The sequence below is a fragment of the Salinarchaeum sp. IM2453 genome (genome assembly GCF_019693215.1).
GTDB lineage: Archaea > Halobacteriota > Halobacteria > Halobacteriales > Salinarchaeaceae > IM2453.
This window is the reverse complement of the sequence record NZ_CP081183.1, coordinates 842,021-860,419: the sequence shown is the minus strand read 5'-3', so window position 1 is coordinate 860,419 and position 18,399 is coordinate 842,021. Positions and strand designations below refer to the sequence as shown.

Below are 18,399 nucleotides of genomic sequence, written 5' to 3'. Positions count from 1 at the left end.
TGTCTCTTCTGCTCGATATTTCCTGTTCTTTTTGACCTCCTGTGTCTATGAATCTGTATGGACTCAGCGTCATTTGAGATTATTCCAGCCGTTGATATTCAAGATGGCCAGGCCGTCCAGCTAATCGGCGGGAAACGTGGTACTGGTAGTGAATATGGTGATCCAGTCAAAACTGCACGAGATTGGATTGATGCTGGTGCTCAGACACTTCATATCGTTGATCTTGATGGTGCTTTTGAGGGTAAGCGAGTTAATGCAGAGACAATCGAATCGATTGTCGATTTATCTGACACTGTCACAATTCAGGTTGGCGGAGGAATCCGTACCGCTTCTGATGCTATTGAACTTCTTGATCTTGGAGTTGATCGCGTTATCTTGGGTACTGCAGCGGTTGAAAACCCGAGTATTGTGGAAGAGATCAATGATCGCCGGCCAGATAGTGTTGTTGTAAGCCTTGACGCAAAAAATGGTGAAGTGGTCGTTGAGGGTTGGACTGAAGGAACAGGGATTGCCCCAGCAGAGGCAGCATCTCGGTACGAGAATCTGGGTGCAGCCGCGATTCTGTTCACTGATGTTGATGTTGAAGGACAATTAGCCGGTGTCCGGTCAGAGCACACCGCTGCTGTTGTTGACGCTGTTAATATTCCTGTAATTGCAAGCGGTGGCGTTGCAACGCAGGAAGATATCCAAGAATTACAATCTACGGGGGCGTCTGCCGTTGTTATTGGTTCTGCATTGTATGAAGGAGAATTAACGTTTGATGAAGCACTGTCTGCCGTTCAGTCTGTAAGATAGTGCGAATCTCTCTCAACGATCGATCCCCTTGTCAGTTAGTGAACTTACCCCGCTCTACTCCGCTCGGGCTGCGCCCTCGCTTTGTTGAGGGCGGACTTTCTCCTTTCGGACCGGAGTTTCTGGTTCCACGACAGCACTTCCAAGCACTATCCTGCGCTGGGACAGGCTCACAGCGGTGCCAGTCTCCGCAGGCGTTGCTTTGGATTGTCTCAACCCTACTCGATGGTGACGGCAAGATGGAGTCTGACTGTGGTTATGATCTCACCCGAAGCCAGTCTCATGAGTAAAGCCCGTCACAATTCAATGTCTGGTATCAATTTGTTGAATGGTTTGATGCGGCTGAGTGACGGCTGTATCCCCGCCCTACTCGCTCCTTGAGGACGGGAACGTAGCCTGTAGAACTTAAAAATACAAATATGCTATTCACTATTCGATACGCAGTTGCATATCGAACGGGTTTGTTGCGCGTTCTGAACTGAATAAAGAGATCGCATTATCAACAACTGTCATGAGTCAGGGAAATTGAGTGAAATAGTTTATTGACTCGTCATTGATATATGGATGCCGCTGTTTATTCTAGTCATGACTTCCAGAGCAGCGGCAAAAACCCGATCCACAGCCGAAACTGAAATTGAAGTTACCCTCGAAGTTGATGGCGATGGTGAAGCAACCGTTGATACCGGAATTGGCTTTTTTGATCACATGTTGACGTCATTTGCCAAACATGGTCTCTTTGATATTACCGTCTCTTGTGATGGTGACCTAAACATCGATGATCATCACACTGTAGAGGATGTTGGTATTGTCCTTGGTACTGCCTTTGATGAGGCTCTTGGTGACCGTAGTCGAATCACTCGATTTGCAGATCGGCGGGTTCCGCTTGATGAGTCTGTAGCCGGTGTCGTCGTTGATCTATCTGGTCGTCCCCGGTTTTATTTTGATGGAGACTTTTCTCAATCCGCTGTTGGTGATTTTACCAGCGATATGGCTCGGCACTTTTTTGAGTCATTTGCCATGCAATCGAATATAACCCTCCACACTGAGGTTTCTGGAGCAAATGCTCACCACGAAATTGAAGCTCTGTTCAAAGCAACTGCTCGAGCACTTGATGATGCAACACGTATCGACCAACGGCGTAGTGGCACCCCTAGCACCAAAAATTCACTGTGAATACAGCCTATTACAGGCCTTTCTCTGAATACCACAACTACCTCTGTGCACAGTGAGTTACACTGGCTTATTTTACTCGTCTTTGGACAACAAAGACCATCTTCAAGGCCTCAAAACGTGAATGTACAGATATGTTCGAACAAATAATGGAGAAGTTCGAAGGCAGCCCGAGCCAACAGACTGTTATTCGACTATTACTTGAGCGAGGGTTTTCCGTGAACGATGAAGGTCGAGTTGTTTCTGGTGGAATTGAAATTCCCAATACGGGAATTGCCCGTGAACTTGGTGTTGATCGGCGCGTTGTTGACTCAACAACAGATGCCATCCTTGAAGATGACGAACTTCGTCGTATCTTCCAAAATATATCACAGGTTCCAAGCCTTATGGATTTGGGCCCTGTTCTTGATTTGACGGTCCTAACTGTTGCAGTGCGTGATGCTGAGGAACGGGGTATTGTCGCCGACGTTTCTGCGCTTCTAGCTGAATATGATATTACTATTCGGCAGCTTATTACCGAGGATCCTGAGTTCACTGATGAACCCCGGTTGCATGTTGTCAGTGATGAAGAACTTCCCGGTGAGTTGATTAATGATCTTACTAACTTACCATATGTTCGATCAGTCGAGATACAATGACTGACAGTTATCGTACGATCACTTCTCAGGGACAGGCCTCTTTTGAGATACAAGGATCGGAGTTCATCGGTTATGTGGCTCCCGTCCAGTCTATCGATGCTGCTGAATCATTTATATCAGCAATCCGGGGGCAGCATCCAGACGCAACACATAATGTTCCAGCATATCGGGTTCGAGAAGGCGACTTTCTTCGTGAATACGAGAATGATGATAACGAGCCAAGTGGATCTGCAGGCCAACCGATAATGAATGTTCTACAGGGGGAAAATCTTGAGAATGTTGCTGCTGTTGTCACACGGTACTACGGAGGGACTAATCTTGGTATTGGTGGACTTGTAAGCGCGTATTCGCGGGCCGCCGCCGAAGCAATCGAAACAGCTGACATCATAACCCAGCGGCCACAGCAACGCTTTGATGTTCAGGTGACGTATGATGACTCTGGTACTGTTCGTGGTATTCTAGAGAGTAGTCAAGCCGAATTTACGGCACAGTATGAGGAAGACGTTGTTTTCTCAATCCAAATCGATGAAGACGCGACTATCTCTCTCAAGGACCGCATCCAAAGCGCAACAAGTGGTCGAGCACAGATCACTGAATAACTCTGAGAAGATAGCCTATTCACCTTTCTCTGACCGAGAAAGATTTATTCACTGCAACCTAGGCTTCTCAATGTGAGTACACGATTTCGTGTCGGTCGGTACTGCTCTCAAATAGCCCTTGCTTACAACCAACTGTATAACCACCTCTTTTTCAACTGATTATGGAAGAAAGCGTATCTGGATTCAAAGTTCAAAGCGATTGGGGAGATGTCGTTGAACATGGTGAGCGGATTACACAGGCACTCCGCGAAACTGGTGCTGATGAAGAGTACCCTGATGCGTTTGAAGAGTGGGACCAATGGCGCCCTCGTGCTCATGAAACTATTGATGAAGATGTGAGCGAGAAAACCGCTGAACAAGCACACGTCAAAGAGGGTGAAGGAGAACAAGCAGGAAAGGACCCTGATGAAGATATTAAAAAAGCAGGCGAAAAGCTCAGCGAGTCATATGAAAAACTGACTGAAGACCGTGAAAAGGCTGTTGGCCGCTGGAGTGAGTCAATCGATTATGTCACTCGTGCCGCTGACTCTGCAAGCCGGAAGGCGATTAGAAAAGTCGAAGATACGGTCTACAAGCGCGTGATGACACAACTCGCTCCATACTACTTTGACAATGACCTCATTAGTGCAAATATTCAACAGACCGACCAGGGAGAATTTACCTTCGAGGTTAATGTCAACGATGATGAGTTAAAAGACGCTGTTTCAGAACAACTCCATACATACGATGATGAAATTAAACGCTGGCATGTCACAACCGAGAAAGAAACCGAGCAAATTGAGGCTGCTGAAGGTATTGAATCTCTCCCGTCTACAGAAGATTCTGAAGAGTCTAAACATACTGTCAACTAATCTAAGTTAAACAGATACAGATCCTAATCCGCTCCAGTGAAGAATAAGTAACTTGTATCTCAGTACTAAATTCGGTATCAATGGTAGATATTGCGACACTGGCGACGTTGTTTATCGCTGTTATAGCCAGTGCATTCATGTCGTGGTCTATTGGCGCCGGATCAAGTGGGTCTACGCCATTTGCTCCGGCTGTTGGTGCCAATGCGATTTCAATAATGCGGGCCGGACTTCTTGTTGGCATTTTATGTCTTGCTGGTGCCGTTTTACAAGGCCAAAATGTTACTGAAGCAGTTGGCCAGGAACTGATCATTGGAGAAGAGCTATCTGCTCAGGCCGCCGCAATTGCTCTTTCGCTCGCTGCTGCTCTTGTTGCTTTTGGTGTTTTTACAGGATATCCAATTGCTACTGCTTTCACCGTCACTGGTGCTGTTATTGGTGTTGGACTTGCCATGGGCGGTGCTCCAGCTTGGGAGAAATACGCTGAAATTGGCGCAATGTGGATTTTGACTCCTTTCATCGGCGGTGGTGTTGCCTATGCTGTTGCTAGATTTCTCCGCGAATATGATTCTCCATCTGTCTCGATGTCTCTTGTTGGAGCGGTTGTTGGCGCTATGCTCGTGAATATTGAATTTGCGGTGCTTGGGAGCAATGGTGACGGATCTACTATTGCTGCCGAACTCTCAGCATTTTTTACAGACACCACAATGCTTGGTATCTCGCTTGTCACCCTTGTTGCTGCAGGCCTTGCTGGCGGCATTCTTTACCAACGGACCCGTACTGATCGTGTCACTGCACAGCGACGGTTTCTAATTTTGCTTGGCAGCCTTGTTGCATTCTCTGCTGGTGGTAGTCAGGTTGGGCTTACCATTGGCCCTCTATTGCCTCTACTTGAACCCTTCTCGATTTCAATCACGCTGATTCTATTTGGTGGAGGACTGGGCTTACTTATTGGTTCGTGGACTGGTGCCCCCCGCATGATTAAGGCAATCTCACAGGACTACTCGTCGCTTGGCCCACGCCGATCTATCGCTGCTCTTGTTCCGTCGTTTGCAATTGCGCAAACTGCTGTACTTTTTGGTATTCCCATCTCTTTTAATGAGATTATCATCAGCGCAATCATTGGCAGCGGATATGCTGTTGGAGGCAGCTCAGTGAGCCGCCGTAAAATGGGAATAACCGTCCTTGCATGGATTGCTTCGTTTGTTGCGGCTTTAACAGTAGGGTACGGAGCTTACACTGTGACATCACTTATCTGACCTGAGAAATAGATACATCGGTCACAGATTGCCACCGATATGCTCCAATAATATTTTGCTATTCTGTGGTTTCAGCGACTGTCCCTTCTCGTTCAATTCTTGCTTCTCGAATTCTGGTATTTTCAACAGTTTCAACGCGAATCGACACGTCATCGTATTCAATCTCTTCGCCCTCTTCAACAAGCCTTCCAGCACGGTTGAAAATAAACCCAGCAATTGTTTCGAACTCTTCTCCTTCAGGAAGTTCAATATCTAATGCCTCGTTCACCTCTTCAATGTTAACCTCGCCCTGCACGATGATTGTTTGATCATCTATCTGTTCGATTGGTTCTGGCTCTTCTCCTTCCAAGATTTCACCGACAATTTCCTCTACCATGTCTTCCATCGTGACGATCCCTTCAGTCGTTCCAAATTCGTCTATCACAATCGCTAGTTGTACTCGCTGCTCTCTCATCTCGGTTAACAACTCATCTGCATTCTTTGATTCGGGAACATGAAGTGTAGGATTGATAAGATCTGACAACGTGATGTCTTCTCGTTCACCATAGACACTTTCACGAACAAGATCTTCAACAATGACTACCCCAATAATGTTATCTAAACTTCCTTCGTAAACAGGTAACCGTGTATGTCCACTCTGAACGCAAGTAGCTAACGCATCATCGATTGAGTCCTCTGTAGAAACTGCGGTAACATCCAACCGCGGTGTCATGATTTCTTTTGCAATCGTATTGTTAAACCGGAAAATCCGCTGCAACATCTCTCGTTCATCTTCTTCGATCACACCTGCTCGCTCGCCGGTTGTAATCATATCCTTGATCTCTGATCGAGTCACGTATGTACTCTCAATTGTTGATCGGCCGCCGACCAGCTTATTCACATATCGCGAGAGGTGATCGAATGTGACGACAAGCGGTAATAAGAGATATTCAGAGATTTTCAGTGGACGCGCTATCCGTAGTGACCATGACTCTGAATTCTCAACCGCATATGATTTTGGTGCCGCTTCACCGAATAACAATACAACAGCTGTTACACCGAATGTAGCAATTGCAACTGATGCACCTTGTCCGACTCCATAATACGCTAATAACCCAGTTGCAAGCGACGACATTGCAATATTAACAATGTTATTACCAACAAGAATTGTCACTAACAGCCGATGAGGCTGCTCTTTTAGTTGTTTTAGTGTTTTTGCCCCTTTTCGTCCTTCTTCAACCAACGGCTCAACACGATGTGCTGGCAACGAAAACATGGCGATTTCTGAAGAAGAAAAAAACCCAGATAACCCTAACAATATGACAAGTGTGATTGCGCCAATCCAGAGTATCGCTGACCGACCAAGCTCCAACTCAATGAGTCCTATTGCTGCAGTTGCCACCTCAAATACCATCGCGGTTTTGCGTTGTTCCGTTACTTAAATAACTTTAGCGGCTCCTTCTCATTTATCATGAATTCGTCCACCGCTCAATAAATGAAAGCGCAATACATTTTTGAAGTCATCAACTAATATCCAGTAGGGCATATGGCCAAACTGGACAAGGCGTCGGCCTTCTAAGCCGATGATTCTGGGTTCGAATCCCAGTATGCCCGTCATTTTGATTTCTGAACTCGATATCTTCGCCAAGCTTTATACGTTATTCTTCAAACCCGTCTTCGAAAATGAAGCATCCGTTCTTTTGAACTGTCTCTCCATCAACTTCAATCCGTGATTCTTCTGCCATATCAACGATCATATCCACGTGCACTGCACTGTCGTTTCGCTCGTTATCTTTCCCAACCGTGTCTTCATATGCTCGACCAACCGCCATATGGACAGTATCTCCCATCTTCTCGTCAAACAGCATATTATATGTGAATCGGTCGATATCCCGGTTCATCCCAATGCCTAGCTCTCCGAGTCGTCGAGCATTTTCATCTGTATTTAAGACTTCTGTCAGCACTTCCTCATTCTTCGTTGCCGAATGGTCAACAACAACACCATCTTCAAATTCCAAGTATACATTTTCGACCTCTCGGCCTTGGTGATAAAGTGGCTTGTCAAACAACACCTCTCCGTTTACACTGTCTGGTTGTGGGGCTGTGAATACCTCTCCTCCTGGCATATTGTGTTCTCCATAGTCATTTTTTGTTGGGTTCCCATCAATTGACATTGTCAGATCTGTCGTATCCCCTGACACAATTCTAACCTCTTCGGCTGGATCAAGTATTTCAACCAGCTGTTCCTGATGCTTTCGTTGCTCTTCCCAGTCTTTTAGCACGGCATCCCAGACAAAATCTTCATAGCCTGCGGTTGACATTTCCGCCAATTGCGCATTAGCAGGAGCTGGATATTGCGTTAGACACCACCGTTTTGAGAGTCGTTCTTCTCGAACCGGCATCACTGCCTTTGAATATGCAGCATTTGTCTCTGGATCGACATCTCCTGTCTCAGTTACATTACGATTTGCTCGAATAGCAATGTGAACATCTGCCTCTTTTACCATTGCCAGTGTATGTTCTGGTGTCTCAAATTCATCTCGGGCTTTGAGATAGGCACGTTGTGCCCGGTCACTACCGAATAGCGAAATTGGGTTGGCTCCCACGTCTCCGATTCGCTCGTATAGTGCTACAACCAGGTCCTCAGCAACGGGAGGTGCATGAATAACTACGTCGTCGCCTTCTTCAAGCTCAACTGAGTGTGATACGATAATATCTGCATGCTCACGAACGCGAGGGTCCATGTTTATGGCTATTTCCCCGACGAAAAAACCGGTTCCGGTCACCGCTTGCCTTTATCGTACCCCTCTCTGAACCCTAACAGTGTCCGACGAAGCAGTAAAAACCCAAAAAACAGCAACAAGCCAACAATCCCGAGTAAGATTACAAACAGTGGATCCATGCTTAGTATACGTTCACTTTTTCCTTCATTATGACATTTTTGCTAGCTATTCTGTTACTTTCACTTCCTGTATCTTACTGCCTGTGGGTGTGTATATAGTGGCGATTATCTGCTCAGGACTCTGCTTGATTTCTGCGTATCCTGGTTGATTCCCCCGTGGGTCTGCATGACTTCCCGGATTCACAAGTAATGGACCATCTGTCTGCACTATTGTTGGATTGTGCGTATGACCACTGACAACAATATCTGCGTCCCGTTCGCGGCCAAACATCATCAATCCAGTCTTTCCGCCTCGTTTACGATGTGTCATTGCAATATTCACCCCGCTTTCTCTAATCGTACGCTTTGGTGGCAATTGGTCAATTACGGCACGTTCATCTGCATTTCCGTGAACGGCATATAACCGTGGCGCTATATCCTGAAAGTGCTCAAGAACTGTTGTAGTTGTAAAATCTCCTGCATGACACACTGCTGTTGCTTCTTGAATTCGTGCCCGCAAATGTCCCGTTAAATCCGGTTTTCTTTGTCGATGTGTATCTGATAGAAGTACAATCATACCTTGTAGTTTGTTCTCAGGATCGTTTGTTGTTTTGATACCATTTATTCTGATTGTCTCTTTTTGTTTCTCGTAAACTAGTTCAAACCGGGTCTCATAACAGCATGTAATGGACTCTGAACTTCGTGATCAGATTAAGCGTGCGGTCAAACGGCATGCGCTGATTAACGCTGTCAAACATGAAAGTGAGCCAAATGTGGGCGCAATTATGGGTCCGCTCATGCAGGATCATCCCAAATTCCGTGAGCATGGAGATGAAATCCCACAGATTGCAGGCCCAATTGTCTCTGATATCGCTGGAATGTCTCACGAAGAGCGTCGTGAGCAATTGGCCGATCTTGATTCTGAAGCCCTTGCCGATATTGAAGCGTCTGATGAACAAGATGAGCATCCTCTCCCTGAGCTTCCAAATGTGGATCAATATGATGAAGTTCGAATGCGGTGCGCTCCAAACCCTAATGGTCCGTGGCATCTTGGCCACGCTCGTATGCCTGCCGTCATTGGCACGTATAAACAGCGATATGACGGCTGGTTCTGTGTTCGATTTGATGATACTGACCCCGAAACAAAACGTCCGGACTTAGATGCGTATGATGCTATCTTAGACGATGTTTCATACCTCGGGTTTGATCCTAATGCAGTATACAAAGCAAGTGATCGACTTGAACTCTACTATGACTATGCTCGTGAGTTAATTGAAAAAGGAGGCGCCTACACATGCTCGTGTCCCGCTGATGAGTTCTCCCAACTCAAAAACAACGGAAAACCATGCCCTCACCGTGATAAACCAGTAGAGACCGTCGAACATGAATTCGAGCAAATGATCAGCGGTGAATATGACTCGGGAGAGATGGTTCTTCGGATAAAAACCGATATTAAACACAAAAACCCTGCCCTCCGTGATTGGGTTGGATTCCGAATGATTGATACTCCTCATCCTCGTGATGACGCTGCTGAATATCGGTGCTGGCCGATGCTGGACTTCCAGTCTGGAATTGATGATCATGAGATCGGCATCACACATATTATCCGTGGCATCGACCTGCAGGACTCTGCTAAACGCCAGAGATTTGTTTATGACTACTTTGACTGGGAGTACCCAGAAGTTGTCCACTGGGGACACGTTCAGATTGACGGATACGATGTTCCAATGTCGACATCCAGTATTGCTGAAATGATAAACAATGGCGAACTTGACGGTTGGGATGACCCTCGCGCCCCGACTCTCGCCAGTCTCCGCCGCCGCGGTATCAAAGGTGATGCTATCGTCGATGCGATGGTTGAGCTGGGAACATCAACATCCAATGTTGACTTATCAATGAGCTCTGTTTACTCGGCCAATCGAGAACGAATTGATAAGGAGGCAGACCGGTACTTTTTCGTCAGGAACCCTACGAGCATACCACTCACTGGAGATACCCCCTCAACGGCCTCTCCACCGTTGCATCCCGATTACCCAGACCGAGGTTCGCGATCGATCCCCATCACCGATGCTGTTTTAATTGAACCAGATGATATGCCTGAACCTGATACTCGAGTCTGGCTTAAAGGGCTCGGCTGTGTTCGATATGATGGTGATCAGTTTGTTACTACCGGCGATGATATCTCCGCTGTTCGAGAGGAAGATGTCCCTGTGATTCACTGGGTTCCTGATGATGACAGCATCAATATGCGCTGCCGTACGCCAAGCGGAGATGTACAAGGTTACGCAGAACCCGCTGTAAGCGACCTTCTTCCTGACACTATTATTCAATTTGAGCGTGTTGGGTTCGTTCGAATCGATCAGCAAGATCAAGATCCAATCGCATACTTCGCCCATCAATAACAGTTGTTGCAGATACGATTCCTTTATTCAGTCTGCGGCGTGATTTTTTCGTGCCGATTCTTCCGTCTCGCATGAGTTATCTTCCCCGGTGACCTTCGTCTTTTCCTCTGAGTCCTGACACTGATTTGGGCGGGGCTCGACAGGCTTCACTCGTAGTTCACCAAAACCGTACTTCGAGTGACTGCCGACTCGGAGATCACGCTGATCGGAAGGCGGCGGTATGCGTTGTGCAGGAGTGGTTAGACGAACAGTATGGAACTGTGCCGCCTCTCGAAACCCTTCCACGAGCTCGGACGGTGAGACGGGCGGCATCGGGGGCTGGTGGAGGCTCCGACTCTCACGGACACGATTTGTGTTCGGGTATTCACCGACACGGAACGTCGGCGCAACCAAGGATGGGAGCGCGAGAGGAATTAAAGTCCGTTGCGTCAGCAGTGCAGGACTAAACACAGACGCCCCGCGCCACCGTGCGCGGGGTACTTCACACTGAATAAAGAAACCGTATTTGCAACAACTGATAACGAACTACCTACTCCAGCGATCACCGATCCGAGGTTTCTTTTTCTTATCGGTTGTGGTGATACACATGTTGATATTTGCCTGGTTATTGGTCGTGGCTGTCGTTGCCACTGCACTTATATGGAAGGGCAGTATCTGGTTAGAAGGTGCTGGTAATCGCCTATCAAAATATTACGGATTACCGGCGATTGTTCAAGGAGCAATTGTCGCTGCTGCTGGTTCCAGCTTTCCAGAACTAGCGAGTATTGTGTTGTCAACGCTCCGTCATGGCGACTTTGAACTTGGCGTTGCTGCCGTTATCGGATCCGCATTGTTTAATATCCTTATTATCCCTGCACTTGCTGGCCTAGCTAAAGATAAACCACTTGAGGCCAGCCGTGACCTTGTTTATAAAGAGGCTCAATTTTATCTGATCTCACTCGCTGCTTTGACACTTGCATTCTCCATGGCTGTTATCTATTTCCCGGAAGGCGGAGGAGACACCCTTCGGGGCGTATTTAGTGTCGAACTTGGCTTGATCCTGCTTGCACTCTATGGACTATATATTTTTGTCCAATATGAGGATGTCCAAGATTATGAGCCAGGTCCCAAACCTTCGGTTAATGTTCCGTATCAATGGGGGCTCTTGATCGGCGGCCTCGTGTTGATTCTTATTGGTGTTGAAGGGCTTATCTACGCGACATTGACACTTGGTGATATATTCGATACCTCGCCTTTCCTATGGGGGCTTATTGTCATTGCTGCTGGAACAAGTCTGCCAGACGCATTCATTAGCATCAAGGCTGCACGTTCCGGACGATCGGGTGTAAGCCTCGCTAATGTCTTTGGCAGCAATATCTTCGACCTTCTGGTGGCAGTCCCTGCCGGAGTGCTGCTTGCTGCTCTCCAGTCAAGTGCCACTGTTATTAACTTTGATCGTACTGCCCCGATGATGGGCTTTCTAATTGTAGCAACGATTGCGGTTTTCGTTGCAACTCGAACTGACTTAGAGGTCACAAATCGTGAGGCCTATTCCCTACTTCTCCTCTATGTCGGCTTTGTCGGATGGATGCTGTTAGAGAGCACTGGTGTTGTTAATATTGTCGCGTGAATCCTCGTACAGAATATGACGTTCATTTTTTCGTACGTGTTGAATACCAATAACGATTTTAACGGTCAACTGCTTCGGGGTCAAACCCCAAAGACTGTCAGTGGACTCCAGATATCCCCGATCAACTCGACAGGTGTGTAATCAACGTTCACCTTTGTTGTCCCTGAGTTGAAGGTCAGGTGACTGCTAGCCCATGTCAGTTGCGGTCTGCCCAACTGGCACTCATATACCGTACTACACCCAGAATAGTTCATGCGTACTCTCGAACATCGGCTTCTTCCATGGAGACAAGCCTCGTGGTATCTCCCTTGATATTTCTATGGACTACCTCACTCTGTTCGCGCTGATGCGCTCTTTGAAGGTAGAGATTATAGATCGTGCGAGGCGAAAACCTACCCCTGAAGGAGTGGGAGGAGGTCAAGTTTCCTCTCTCTGAATCTGATCACCTAAGCACTGATAAGGAGCTATCATTATACATTTACACATGTCCGATATTGTTCGGCTTGTCCTTGATGTATTGAAGCCACATGACCCGCCGCTTGTTGAGTTTACTCAGCCACTTAGTGATATTTCCGGTGTAGAGGCTGTTTCTGCCACTCTTGTTGAAATCGAGGAAGATACTCGCTCATTACAGCTGGTTGTCGAAGGCCAAAATCTTGACATCGACACTATCGATGAAAAAGTGCGTGATCTCGGTGGTGCTGTACATTCTGTTGATCAAGTTGTCTGTGGCGACCGTCCAACAGAGTTTGATGACATGCTAGTCCGATGAATCTCCCAACAGAATCGTTCAGACGCGTCCTCGGCAAAGACGATGTGAAGTCGCTTATGCGCCGATATTTTGTTGCTAACGGATTCGATGGTACACTGACTGCCATTGGTGTTATCGTTAGTTCTTATCTATCTGGAGTCGATAATGGTCAGGCTGTTATTGCTGTTGGTCTAGGAGCTGCTGTTGGTCTCGGCATCTCCGGCATTTGGAGTGTCTGGGAGATTGAACGAGCTGAGACGAAAATTGAGCAACGACGCGTTGAAGAGGCAATGCTCACCAGTCTGGGGGATACCCGTATTACCCGTGATCTGCGATATGAACAGATGCTGCTTTCTCTTGCTTCTGCTACTGGCCCTGTACTGGCAATACTAATCTTATTAACCCCTTTCCTCTTCGTTGAAAGTACACTGACAATGTTCCAAGCTGTTGTTCTGTCGATTATCCTTGCTGTCCTCCTGCTTGGAATCGTTGGTGCATATATGGGTGTTATCTCCAGACAGCGCTGGTATGTATCGGCATTACGGATGGGTTTAGCTGGGCTTGTGGTCGCTATTATCAGTATTTTCCTCCCCGGTTGACCCCGAAAATAGCCAGTAAGAACTTTTATTTAATCCACGAAACCTATCAATCAGGAGCAACTATTTCAGCCACAACACGGTAATGCCTTATGTTCAGTTGTACTTTTTGATTATTTCAGCCAATTGCTCTTTTTTCTGCACTCCAACCAATCGCTCTACTTCGTTTCCATCTGCGAAAATCTTTATTGTAGGGACTGAGCGTACTTCATGTTCTTGAGCTAGTTCTTGTTGGCTGTCGACATCGACTTTGGCCAAGGTTGCTGCTGTTTCTTCGGCGACTTCCTCCAATACTGGATTCATTCGCTTGCATGGCCCACACCAGTCTGCATAAAAGTCGACAAGCACCACTCCTTTCTCGTCGAGTGCTGTTTCAAAATCTTGTCTTGTTTCGATTACTATTGGTTCGGTAGCAGTACCCATATCATCGTGTATTTCTCGAATAAATAAAAACGTAGCCCCCGAATCTGCAAATACGGGCCGAAGGGCATTATCTCTTATCTGCAAAAAACAGGCAGAGTGCCTCGGGGCTTAATGACTAAGATAACTTTTGAAAGTCAAGGAACTTCTCACACCACTTCTTTGCGAAGCTGACACGGTTCGTTATTTTCTCGAACGTTCTCTGAACAAGGGTTTTGAATTCACTTTCGTTGTCAACGACAATCGGTGCCATCGTCCACTTGAGATGTTTCCAGACCTGTTCGATTGGGTTGAGGTGCGGTGAGCCTGATGGAATGAAAATCAGGTCGATTCCGAGTTCATGCGCACGCTTGCGCGTGTATTTACATCTATGAGCTCCGTGCTTATCCAAAACGAGCAGAATCCGCTTGCCGGGATTCTGCTCGCGAACCATTTCTAATACACCACAGATTCGTTCCTTCTTTTCGTCTTCAGTGAACTCAACCAAGCTCTCGCCGTTGAGCGCGTAGAATCCAACCGCAGAATCGTGTGTCTTGACTAACTCCCGCTCAATGTGTGGATCGTCTACGTACCAGACACGTCGTGAATTATCGTACGGTTGTGGCTTCGATGCGTCAAAAAATCCGAGGACTGTACCACCATCGGTGCAGATATCATCGTCAACAGTCCATCCTTTCTCGTCTTCTCCCTCACGTTTGTTGTGTGGCTGGTTGCCCTCGTCGAGCGCGTCATCGACGCGCTCTTCGAGGATTTCATCAGGATTCTCTGGTCGATGTGGACGTTTTGGCCGTGGTTTCGCGTATGAGAGACCGAGTTCCCGAAGGAAGGTACCAAGGTAATTTGGACTGTAGGAAACGCCGAATTCCTCCTGGAGAAGATGCTGAATCTCCTGTGATTTCCACGGTTGGCCGTCACGAAGCATCTCGACCAGCTCTTCTTGCTCATCCTCGTCGAGTTTCGGGGGCCGGCCGCCCCCGAAACTCGGCATCAGTCCATCTAAGCCGTCCTCGTTCCAAGCGTCGGCCCAGCGACCACCGGTGGTGGCCGACCGACCTTCTCGGTCGGCGGCCTCCGGGATCGAGTCGCCTTGGTAGAGATTTTTCAAAAATCCAAGCCTGCGGAGGTGGTGATCGTCTTCGGTCTCACGCAGTAATTTATCGATTTCTTCCTCAGTCAAGTGACGCTTAATTTCTTTTCGACGTGAGCGCTCCATTACTCTTCTATCGAGCTTAGCTCACAAAAGTTTTCATACTCATTATGACCCCGAGGCAGTTCACTGTGCTACTCTGAACAGCCCGGTAAAAACCACTCGGCAGGACAGACACCTGTTATACTACTCTGGAATAGATTGAGCCCTGCAAACGCCGGCACAACTAGTGCCCACTGATTCCAAAAAATTCCAAGAATCAGCCCAGCAGTTACTACAATTCCTGCCATCAACCGCACCTGCGATTCGCATGCATCTAGCATATGTGTATAGTATATACAATCCTTTACAATACTAAATGTTCCGGTGGCACTTTGACGATCGATATGCGCGAAACGGATAGTAAAATACTATCTATGGCTTGATTGCGTTGTGCATGAAAGACAAGATTAACTAGCCTTTGACGATTACAACCGCTCCTCCTGCTTCTACCATTTCACCTTCACCAGCATACGTCCGTTCCTCCTGTAGCTCGTACACATCCTCAGCAAGGGTTTCTCCGGCAATCTCAAGTCCGTTGTCTGTATCCTCGAACTCACCTGCTTCAATTGCCGCATCAAACTCGCTCACTTTTCCACCATACTTTGGTCCAACTGTCGCATAATCCAGATTGACATCTACAACTTCCGTTGTGATCGGAGCTTCATCTGTAGTTGTCTCAAGCTTATTCACATGCATTACATCTGTAATTGCATCTTCAAATCCTGTGACATCACCATATACAATCACATCGTCCAGTGTTGCGTTTAGTGGCATCTGGTTATCCGTTTTGTATCGCCGCAATGCTGAGATTACTTCCATTGCTGTCTCTCCTGCTTCGATATCAGCATCATACCCAGTCTTGTCTGGCCATGTGGTTGTGTGAATACTCTCTTCGTTGGCGTACATTGCCTGCCAGATCTCCTCAGTGATGTGCGGCAACAGCGGTGCAAACATCTTCAAAAACACCCTATGTGCAGTGATCAGGGTGTATTCTGTCGACTCAGAGGATCCACCATCTAACCGTTGTTTTGCGATCTCTAGATAATCATCACAGAATGTATTCCAGAAGAACATCCGGAGCTTGTTTCTTGCCTTCGAGAATTCGTAGTTGAGTAAGTGATCAGCGATTGTCTCTATTGCTGTATCCAGACGAGCGAGCAACCACTCATCAATTGGTGTCAGTGATGCTGGTTCTTCGACTGTTTCTGGCGTAAGTTGGTCAACTAGCTTTGATGCGTTCCATATCTTCCGCAGGAGCTTTTCTCCTGCTTCGAGGTCACCCTCTTTGAAGGGGAAGTCGTCTCCAATTGATGTTCCTGCTGCCCAAAATCGAGTTGCGTCAACCGGGAATTCTGCCAGCACCTCATCTGGAACAACAACATTCCCTTTAGACTTTGACATTGCTTCTCGATTCTCATCGAGCACCATCCCATTGATCATCACAGACTCAAATGGCACTTCTCCAGTATGCTCATAGCATTTTACAATTGTATGGAATAGCCAGAATGAGATGATATCATGTCCTTGTGGGCGAAGGCTCATCGGATATAGCCCTGGATACTTGAAATCACTCTTCCCAGCCTTTCCTGTTCCAACCTCTTCTGGATCCCAACCGCAGTTAACCAGTGGTGTCAATGACGATGTTGCCCACGTATCGAATACATCTTCTTCTGGCTTAAATTCGGTACTCCCACAGGCAGGACATTCATCAACTGGAGGCTCATCTTGAATTGGATCTACTGGCAGATCATCTCGATCAGCAAGTATCTCTTCGTTGCACTCCTCACAGTACCAGACTGGGAATGGAATACCTGAATCACGTTGTCGAGAGATACACCAGTCCCACTCTAGTCCTTCAATCCAATGCTGGTACCGGGTAAACATCTTTTCTGGATACCAGTCCATTTTCCTGCCAGCTTCAAGATATTCATCGGTTTTATCCAATAATTCAACGTACCATTGTTCTGTCACCCGGAATTCAACATCCGTTTCACATCGCTCGTGGACATTTACCGTATGTGTAATTGCTCGCCGATCAAGGAGTAGTCCTTCATCATCTAGGTCTTCGACGATAACATCTCTTGCCTCATGTGTGCTCATCCCCTCGTAATCATCAGCTAATTCCGTCAGTGTTGCTGTTTCGTCAATTGCAACTCGAAGGTCTAAATCATGTGCCTGATACCATTCAATGTCTGTTTGGTCACCAAACGTACAGCACATGACAACTCCGGTCCCAGTATCCATATCAACTCTTTCATCCGCATATATCGGGACCTCATGCTCAAATAGCGGCACCTCCGCGGTCCCGCCAACAAGGTGAGCATTCTGCTTGTCTTCCGGATGCACAAACATGGCAACACAAGCAGGAAGCAATTCTGGTCGTGTCGTCGAGATTACAATATCATCGCCTGTCTCAACTGGGGTTGGATACTCTTGATCTTCATTACCAACTGCTTCCGGAGCGTTACCTCCGAGCTCTTTTAGAGTAAATGCAATATCGTTGTAATGAGAATCACGTTCAGCGTCTTCCATTTCAACCTGTGAAATTGCTGTCTGACACTCGGGACACCAGATAGCTGGTGCCCGCTGTCTGTACTCTCGGCCTTGCTCATACAGATCAATAAACGACAACTGCGAAATTTGTTGCACACGTGGCTCAATCGTTTTGTATGTTCGTGTCCAGTCAACTGACGCTCCTAATCCTTGGACTTTTTCTGTGAACTCTGATTCATATTCCTGACATACCTCCCTACATTTTTCTTGGAACTCGCGGCGCGAGAAATCTCCATGTTGGATGCCCAACTCACGCTCGGTCAACCGTTCACTCGCAATTCCGTTGTCGTCGTAGCCAAACGGATACAATGCATTACCATCGTACATCCGACGGAATCTAGCAATCATATCCTGCAGCGTGAACCCATACAGATGACCCATGTGCAGACTACCAGAAACTGTCGGTGGTGGTGTATCAATAGTGAACGTGAGATCTGGATCTGCTGTCTCTGGGTCGTACGTGTATGTTTGCTGGTCAACCCACTCTTGTTGCCATCGCGATTCAACTTCGCGCGGGTCATACTCGCCAGTGAGTGAACCCTGTGCGTCAAACTTGGATTGTGATGTTTCCTTAGACATAGCTTGATCTATAACATGATCGGCGAGGAAAACGCACCGAAAACGGGCTGTAATTTCGGGGCTATATTTCCCCTACAAATACATCCACCTGCACGCCGACCGCTTTCATCAGTTCGTTAGTGGCTTGTTCGTGT

19 protein-coding genes and 1 tRNA gene are annotated in these 18,399 nt (G+C 47.1%); 12 read left to right on the top strand and 8 right to left on the bottom strand.

All coding sequences use genetic code 11. The features are described from left to right. Positions 1-57 precede the first annotated feature (57 nt). From hisA to K0C01_RS03995, 7 genes are all read left to right on the top strand, one after another. Entirely contained in the window at positions 58-795 is a 738-nt protein-coding gene (hisA, locus tag K0C01_RS04025; protein ID WP_221170756.1) for a 1-(5-phosphoribosyl)-5-[(5-phosphoribosylamino)methylideneamino]imidazole-4-carboxamide isomerase, read from the top strand. Between the two features lie 38 nt (positions 796-833). After that, positions 834-1,082, top strand: a complete 249-nt coding sequence (locus tag K0C01_RS04020) for a hypothetical protein (protein ID WP_221170755.1) — start codon at positions 834-836, stop codon at positions 1,080-1,082. A gap of 295 nt (positions 1,083-1,377) precedes the next feature. Continuing rightward, positions 1,378-1,965, top strand: a complete 588-nt coding sequence (gene hisB, locus K0C01_RS04015; protein WP_221170754.1) for an imidazoleglycerol-phosphate dehydratase HisB — start codon at positions 1,378-1,380, stop codon at positions 1,963-1,965. 131 nt (positions 1,966-2,096) lie between these two features. Next, positions 2,097-2,600 (top strand): TrpY family transcription regulator, encoded by a 504-nt coding sequence (locus tag K0C01_RS04010; RefSeq protein ID WP_221170753.1) that lies wholly within the window; start codon positions 2,097-2,099, stop codon positions 2,598-2,600. Next, a complete protein-coding gene (locus K0C01_RS04005; RefSeq protein WP_221170752.1) occupies positions 2,597-3,199 on the top strand; it encodes an IMPACT family protein in 603 nt (200 codons plus the stop codon). Before K0C01_RS04010 ends, K0C01_RS04005 begins: the two co-directional genes overlap by 4 nt. A 161-nt stretch (positions 3,200-3,360) precedes the next feature. Then, the gene (locus K0C01_RS04000) at positions 3,361-4,050 is read left to right on the top strand and encodes a DUF5828 family protein (RefSeq protein WP_221170751.1); all 690 of its coding nucleotides are present in this window, start codon (positions 3,361-3,363) and stop codon (positions 4,048-4,050) included. A gap of 80 nt (positions 4,051-4,130) precedes the next feature. Further along, positions 4,131-5,306 carry an inorganic phosphate transporter gene (locus K0C01_RS03995; protein ID WP_221170750.1) on the top strand — a complete coding sequence of 392 codons (1,176 nt, stop codon included), beginning with the start codon at positions 4,131-4,133 and terminating at the stop codon, positions 5,304-5,306. Between the two features lie 58 nt (positions 5,307-5,364). On the opposite strand, the gene K0C01_RS03990 is transcribed toward K0C01_RS03995, so the two are convergent. Further along, complete coding sequence (locus K0C01_RS03990; RefSeq protein WP_221170749.1) at positions 5,365-6,699, bottom strand: hemolysin family protein; 1,335 nt, start codon at positions 6,697-6,699, stop codon at positions 5,365-5,367. A 126-nt stretch (positions 6,700-6,825) separates the two neighbouring features. Between K0C01_RS03990 and K0C01_RS03985 the strand changes: the two genes are divergently transcribed. Next, a tRNA-Arg gene (locus K0C01_RS03985) sits at positions 6,826-6,899 on the top strand. Between the two features lie 44 nt (positions 6,900-6,943). Here the strand turns inward: K0C01_RS03985 and K0C01_RS03980 are convergent. Both K0C01_RS03980 and K0C01_RS03975 read right to left on the bottom strand, forming a co-directional pair. Next, positions 6,944-8,029, bottom strand: coding sequence for an aminopeptidase (locus K0C01_RS03980; RefSeq protein ID WP_221170748.1), 1,086 nt, complete (start codon positions 8,027-8,029; stop codon positions 6,944-6,946). 204 nt (positions 8,030-8,233) lie between these two features. Next, a complete protein-coding gene (locus K0C01_RS03975; protein ID WP_221170747.1) occupies positions 8,234-8,743 on the bottom strand; it encodes a metallophosphoesterase in 510 nt (169 codons plus the stop codon). 109 nt (positions 8,744-8,852) lie between these two features. Between K0C01_RS03975 and K0C01_RS03970 the strand changes: the two genes are divergently transcribed. Beyond that, entirely contained in the window at positions 8,853-10,568 is a 1,716-nt protein-coding gene (locus K0C01_RS03970; protein ID WP_221170746.1) for a glutamate--tRNA ligase, read from the top strand. 27 nt (positions 10,569-10,595) lie between these two features. Here the strand turns inward: K0C01_RS03970 and K0C01_RS03965 are convergent, their stop codons facing one another. After that, entirely contained in the window at positions 10,596-10,880 is a 285-nt protein-coding gene (locus K0C01_RS03965; protein ID WP_221171277.1) for a hypothetical protein, read from the bottom strand. A gap of 274 nt (positions 10,881-11,154) precedes the next feature. Here K0C01_RS03965 and K0C01_RS03960 point away from each other — a divergent pair, with 274 nt between their 5' ends. The 3 genes from K0C01_RS03960 to K0C01_RS03950 all read left to right on the top strand — a co-directional run bounded on the left by K0C01_RS03960 (position 11,155) and on the right by K0C01_RS03950 (position 13,527). Then, positions 11,155-12,177 carry a sodium:calcium antiporter gene (locus K0C01_RS03960; protein ID WP_221170745.1) on the top strand — a complete coding sequence of 341 codons (1,023 nt, stop codon included), beginning with the start codon at positions 11,155-11,157 and terminating at the stop codon, positions 12,175-12,177. Between the two features lie 484 nt (positions 12,178-12,661). Further along, a complete protein-coding gene (locus K0C01_RS03955; protein ID WP_221170744.1) occupies positions 12,662-12,949 on the top strand; it encodes a DUF211 domain-containing protein in 288 nt (95 codons plus the stop codon). Beyond that, complete coding sequence (locus K0C01_RS03950; protein ID WP_221170743.1) at positions 12,946-13,527, top strand: VIT1/CCC1 transporter family protein; 582 nt, start codon at positions 12,946-12,948, stop codon at positions 13,525-13,527. The genes K0C01_RS03955 and K0C01_RS03950 overlap by 4 nt, the downstream gene beginning before the upstream one ends. Positions 13,528-13,620: 93 nt before the next feature. Here the strand turns inward: K0C01_RS03950 and trxA are convergent, their stop codons facing one another. The 4 genes from trxA to K0C01_RS03930 all read right to left on the bottom strand — a co-directional run bounded on the left by trxA (position 13,621) and on the right by K0C01_RS03930 (position 18,265). Then, a complete protein-coding gene (gene trxA / locus K0C01_RS03945) occupies positions 13,621-13,947 on the bottom strand; it encodes a thioredoxin (RefSeq protein ID WP_221170742.1) in 327 nt (108 codons plus the stop codon). 115 nt (positions 13,948-14,062) lie between these two features. Next, positions 14,063-15,157 (bottom strand): IS630 family transposase, encoded by a 1,095-nt coding sequence (locus K0C01_RS03940; RefSeq protein ID WP_221170741.1) that lies wholly within the window; start codon positions 15,155-15,157, stop codon positions 14,063-14,065. 68 nt (positions 15,158-15,225) lie between these two features. Then, positions 15,226-15,414 (bottom strand): YgaP family membrane protein, encoded by a 189-nt coding sequence (locus tag K0C01_RS03935; protein ID WP_255568379.1) that lies wholly within the window; start codon positions 15,412-15,414, stop codon positions 15,226-15,228. 130 nt (positions 15,415-15,544) lie between these two features. Beyond that, positions 15,545-18,265, bottom strand: coding sequence for a valine--tRNA ligase (locus K0C01_RS03930; RefSeq protein ID WP_221170739.1), 2,721 nt, complete (start codon positions 18,263-18,265; stop codon positions 15,545-15,547). Positions 18,266-18,399: the final 134 nt, after the last annotated feature.